We start from the raw sequence: 5,075 nt of genomic DNA on the forward strand, positions 1-5,075 counted from the left end.
ACAACTGTTTGTACTTTAGGGGGAAATGTTTCTACAAAGTCTTCTTTAGTAAGTCCGAAGGGCCTAATTTGTTCTCCGAACAGGGTTTCGGCATCGGCTCTCATTATGGGTACGCCCCCAAAACCATAATCCGCCTGTTCAAAATTAAATACCACACCTTCGATATAGTCGAAAACTGCAAATAGTACGATGGCATCCTGCATTTGCCTGGTAAAGTCGACCGTATAGTCCGGTTCTGCTGCGGTGAGCTTTAATTGATAACTTATTTGCAAAATCCCGTTATCCTCCCCATAATTTACGGCTTTGACGGTAAGTATGTCTTTTGACTGCAAAAGCCCGGCCAGCTTGGCGAAACTCTCCGCATCATAAGCCATATTGCGATAGGTATAAATCAATTCATAATCATAGCGCAAATCCGGGGTCGCTATTCTGCCGGAGGGTCCCTCCTGATCCCTTTTTTGAGCAGTAAACCAGACAGATGATGCCAGCAAAACAACGATTATAAATAAAGCCCATACCGCTTTGAATCCTGTCTTTTGCACTTTTCACCCCTGCTTTCCAGAAAATTCATTTAAAAACCCCCAAAAGAGTAAAATATCTTTCCATAAAGACCGGTCTCAAAGGCTGACGGCATCAATCAAAGTGTCATTTTGAATGTCTGAAAGTTATCAAACCCCCGTCCTTTGTCACCCGTTGACACCAAGACAGTGATCCCGCTTATTCGGTCCGGATGGCATCCAGGGCGCTGAGCTTCATGGCCCGGTTGGCAGGCGAGTAGCCCGCAATCAACCCCACCAGGGTGGAAAAGGCCACTGCCGAAAGCACCAGGCCCATGGGAATAACTGATATTTTGGTCGCGCCGGCCATCCCTTGGCTCATAAACCGGGCTGCTGCCATGTTTAATCCCAATGAAATCAGGCTGCTGCAGCATACCCCGATGATTCCTCCGGAAATCCCGATGATGCCGGCTTCCAGAAGAAACATCTTTTTGATGTCGCGAAGATTGGCCCCCAGAACCTTAATCACGCCGATTTCCCTGGTTCTTTCATAGATGCTCATGATCATGGTGTTGGTGATGCCGATGGCTGCCACCAGAAGACTGACCGCTCCAATTCCTCCCAGGATGGCCTGAATGACCCGGAACTGCTTGTTCACGCTTTCAAGCATCTCGGTCAGGCTATGGGGCTGATACCCCATTTGGCCAATTTGTTCCTGAATCGACTGGACCTGCTGTATATCCGCCACTTTGACCTTGATGACGTTGTATTTGTCTTCAGAGTTCTGGGAGCTTCTGGGCAGATGTCGGGCTTTGCGTTCCTCTTCCTGAATTTTTTCCAGGGTGGTGATGTTCATATAAGCGCTGTAGGTTTCTTCACCATGATTTTCTTTAAGAATACCGACTCCTTTTATCTTGACGGGGCTGGGGGGGATATAGTCATCGTCCCCTTCAGCTTCGCTCCTGCGTCTCTCTCCATACCCCATGTCGGTAGTGATCTGCAATTTGTCGCTGAGGAGATTTACGGGGGGCTTGGGCTCCGGTCCTTCTTTAGACCCGGTGCCGCCTACGACGTAAGTGGAGGAATAGAAACCTTCGCGGGGGTCATTTTGCAGCCTGGGATTACGAAAATTAAAAGCCACTTGCTTGCCAAAAACCATCGCTTCTTTGTCCCCGGCCATCAACAGACGGCCTTGTTCCACCTCAAAGTCAAAGGCTTCCATGAGAGCGGGATCCAACCCGATGACATTCACGTCGCCTACCATTTTCCCCTCAATCACACGTAAATAGGCATTTTTTACCGGCATAACCGCCTCTACCCCAGAGATTTTCCGGAAACTGGCCACTGCGGCATCATCCAGCCGCACTTCCGGGCTCCTTTTGGAAGTCTGCTCCATACCATAACCTCCGCCCCGGCGTACTTCGATAACGTTGAGGCTGCCCATTTGCTGCAGGCTTTCCTGAAAGCTGGCGTCCATGGCAAAGCCCAGGGAGAGCATAAGAATGATGGAGCTGGTCCCGATGACCACCCCCAGCATGGTAAGAAAGGTGCGCAGCTTTCTCCGCCTCAGGTTTCCGAAACTCATCTTCACCAAATCCAGACTATTCATCAAAGTTCACATCCTCAATCCGTTTCCTGCGCCTGCGGCGCACAATGATAAAGGCCAGCCCGCCGATGACAATCGCCGCAGCTCCTGCCAGCAACGGGGTTTTAAATCCTCCCTGGGCTTTAACCATATTCTCCGGCGGCTCCATCACGAAAGGCTCCGGCGACGACATGGCTTCGACTTGAAAGTCCTTTTTGATCTCGTAGAGCTGCCCCATGTCATCGTTGTAGGAGAATATGATCGATCCGCTGCAGACCCCTTCCTGATGCGGAGTTAAGGTCACTTCGAAATAATCGCTTTTGCCGGGTTCCAGGTTGCCGATGTATTCGGCCCCGTCTTGTATGTCGAAATCTCCTTCGGTGCGGATCATTAAATTCCTGACCGCAGCTTTGCCGGCATTAAAATAGGTCGCCGACAATCCGAAAGGAGATCCGGCAAAAATTTCATCCGGTTTTTCCAGCATCGGGACCACCAGTTCACTCTCCTGAATCACCGTCACCCCTATCAGTTCTTTGTCGGTGTATTTATTGCCTTTCTGATCTTCATATTCAAGGTCGGCGGTGATGTTGTAGGTTTTGCTGGCAGCGTCCAGCTTGGACTTCCATCTGACGGCCTGAGACATATTGCCGCCGGCGGGAATTGTTTCCGTAACAAAGGAACTGCCGCTGTTAACCGGAGAAAATATGTTTTCATCAGAGGTAAAACTGACTTTGATATTGTAGACATCCTTGCTGGAACTGGTGTTGAGAAAAGCAAGCTGCAGGTCAAAAACCTCGCCCGGCCGCACAAAATCATTCCCGTAGGAGTAATTTTCTATGATCAGCCGCGGGCTCGATTTAATATTTTTCCCTTCCCCGCTGCTGCCTTCTATGGCCAAATAAACTTTGCTTTCGGCGCTAAACTCCTGATTGGATTCGTTTTTGTATTTAATGGTCACATCCAGGGCATAAGAGCCGCTTTCGATGCCGGGATCGGCGTACACCTTAAAGGGCAAGGCTTTAAACTCTCCTCCCTTCATCTCAGTGACATAAAGCGTGTCCAGGGCCTGGTCCAGCCGTAAACCGGTGGAGGTGAAACCGGCCAGTTTCACCTGGATATCTTTGGCGATGAACTCGCCTTCATTCTTTATTTGCAGCTTGATCTCCGTGCTTTCGCCGCTGTCCAGGGTTTCATTATTCAACAGCAGATCCATGACGCGCAGCGCCGGCGCTTTATTATTGATGATCTTTATAAAAATGGTGCCGGTGGCGCTGCCCTCCCTGCCGCCGTCAGTAGTATAATCCACCTTAACGGAAATGGGATAAACCCCGGACGCGGTTCCCGGAGCCACTTTTAAGCCTGGGAACCTGGCGTACTCAATGTCCCGCGAGCCGATGGATACCATGGCTGTCTGCAGGGACATGCCAGCGATTTGAAATGGGAATGCATCCGGCTTATCAACCAGCAGAGACACGTTGACATTACGGGCGGTGCCTTGATGGAGATTTTCAACCGGCACGGACAAAGTGTCTTCTTCTCCCGCCATAAAGGTCGGTATGGATGCGCTGCGGCCGATTATCAGCTTCGGATCCTGGATAATCTCCATCTCCTCCGCCTGAAGAACGGCATTCCGCCCGCTCCATGGGAAGGGGAAATTTCCCGGTATTGTCAGTGTAAAAATGACCATTAAAGCGACAGATAAATAGAGTATCCGATTTTTCATGACATTCTCTCCTCAAGTTGCATGATTTGCTCCTGAGCAATATTTCCGTCCAGAAAATGGATGATACGGTGGGCAAAAGCGGCAATATCGCGATCGTGGGTAATGAGGACCAGGGTTTGTTGATGTTCTTTGGCCAGGCCCAGCATCAGCTGCATGATCTCCATACTTACGCGGGAATCCAGATTTCCGGTGGGTTCATCAGCGAGGATGATGGGCGGTTTGCCGACAAAAGCGCGGGCAATGCCCACCCGCTGCTGCTGGCCGCCGCTCATTTCAGTGGGCTTGTGTTTGACGAATTGCTTTAGCCCGACCAGGTCCAACATCTCGGCCGCCGCAAAATCTCGCTGCCGCTTGGGCACACCTTTGAATACCAGCGGCAGGCTTACATTGTCCAAGGCCGACAGAGACGGCAATAAATTGTAAGATTGAAAGACGAAGCCGATATACTTTTGCCTGAATAGAGCCAGTTGTTGCTCGGTCAACTTCTCTATTGATATTCCGTGAACCTGGATGGTGCCGCGGGTGGGTTTTTCCAGACCGGCCATCAGGTGCAGCAGAGTGGATTTGCCTGACCCGGAGGTCCCCAAAATGCAGCAGATTTCACCAGCCGGTATGTACAGATCGACCTGATCCAGGGCCACTACTTTCTGGGTTCCCACCCGGTATACCTTTCTCAGGCCATGGATTTCAAAGGCATTGATGGTTTGCCGCCCCCTCTCCCTATTCTCCTTATTATAATGATAATGGTTTTGGATATATTTTCTTGCATTGCAAATACAAATTTCTGTATCATATTTGTACTAAACCTACCCGGTTGGCCTCTGATGCACCGCCCGTCTGTCCCCGGGAGCGGAAAAAACGCCTTCTCCGCTTTGGTTTACTCTTTTAATTGGAACAACTCCTCAACGGAAGTATTCAATAATTTGGCCAACTTCATGGCCAGCTCCAGGGTGGGGTTGTATTTATCGTTTTCTATGGCTATGATTGTCTGCCGGGTCACGCCCAGTTTTTCCGCAACATCCTCTTGACGCAGTCCCAGTTCCTTGCGCAATATTTTTATTTTATTTTTCATCGCCTGTTACCTGGCATTGCCTACCAACTGCCGTGTAAAGAATAATTTGGCCGAAAAAAAGATTATATTTTGAATACAGAGAATCATAAATGGGATTATTGGCAATTCGCCGTCAATAATAAATCCCGCGATGCACCATGCGCATAGCGCCAGGACGGCAAAAACCCACGACAACCGCATGGATTTTAAGCTTATGGC

General features: G+C 49.8%; 6 protein-coding genes. All 6 read right to left on the reverse strand.

The annotated features are described in order from the left end of the window. A partial coding sequence (locus B3W37_RS06160; RefSeq protein WP_483175087.1) for a hypothetical protein occupies positions 1-542 on the reverse strand: 542 nt, incomplete at its 3' end. A 175-nt stretch (positions 543-717) separates the two neighbouring features. Next, on the reverse strand, positions 718-2,106 hold the full coding sequence (locus B3W37_RS06165) for an ABC transporter permease (protein ID WP_483175088.1): 1,389 nt from the start codon (positions 2,104-2,106) through the stop codon (positions 718-720). Next, a complete protein-coding gene (locus tag B3W37_RS06170; RefSeq protein WP_483175089.1) occupies positions 2,099-3,805 on the reverse strand; it encodes a COG1361 S-layer family protein in 1,707 nt (568 codons plus the stop codon). Before B3W37_RS06170 ends, B3W37_RS06165 begins: the two co-directional genes overlap by 8 nt. Then, entirely contained in the window at positions 3,802-4,464 is a 663-nt protein-coding gene (locus tag B3W37_RS06175; RefSeq protein ID WP_483169665.1) for an ABC transporter ATP-binding protein, read from the reverse strand. Before B3W37_RS06175 ends, B3W37_RS06170 begins: the two co-directional genes overlap by 4 nt. A gap of 218 nt (positions 4,465-4,682) precedes the next feature. Then, positions 4,683-4,877, reverse strand: coding sequence for a helix-turn-helix transcriptional regulator (locus B3W37_RS06180; RefSeq protein ID WP_481040807.1), 195 nt, complete (start codon positions 4,875-4,877; stop codon positions 4,683-4,685). A gap of 6 nt (positions 4,878-4,883) precedes the next feature. Then, positions 4,884-5,075: hypothetical protein (locus tag B3W37_RS06185; protein WP_483175090.1), on the reverse strand; the 192-nt coding region annotated here is incomplete at its 5' end.

The organism is Syntrophomonas sp. UBA5494 (genome assembly GCF_002426325.1).

Bases quoted from the DNA above. Each gene is read 5' to 3' on its own strand.
- B3W37_RS06165 (WP_483175088.1), bottom strand. From the start codon at position 2,106: ATGAATAGTCTGGATTTGGTGAAGATGAGTTTCGGAAACCTGAGGCGG.
- B3W37_RS06170 (WP_483175089.1), bottom strand. From the start codon at position 3,805: ATGAAAAATCGGATACTCTATTTATCTGTCGCTTTAATGGTCATTTTT.
- B3W37_RS06180 (WP_481040807.1), bottom strand. From the start codon at position 4,877: ATGAAAAATAAAATAAAAATATTGCGCAAGGAACTGGGACTGCGTCAA.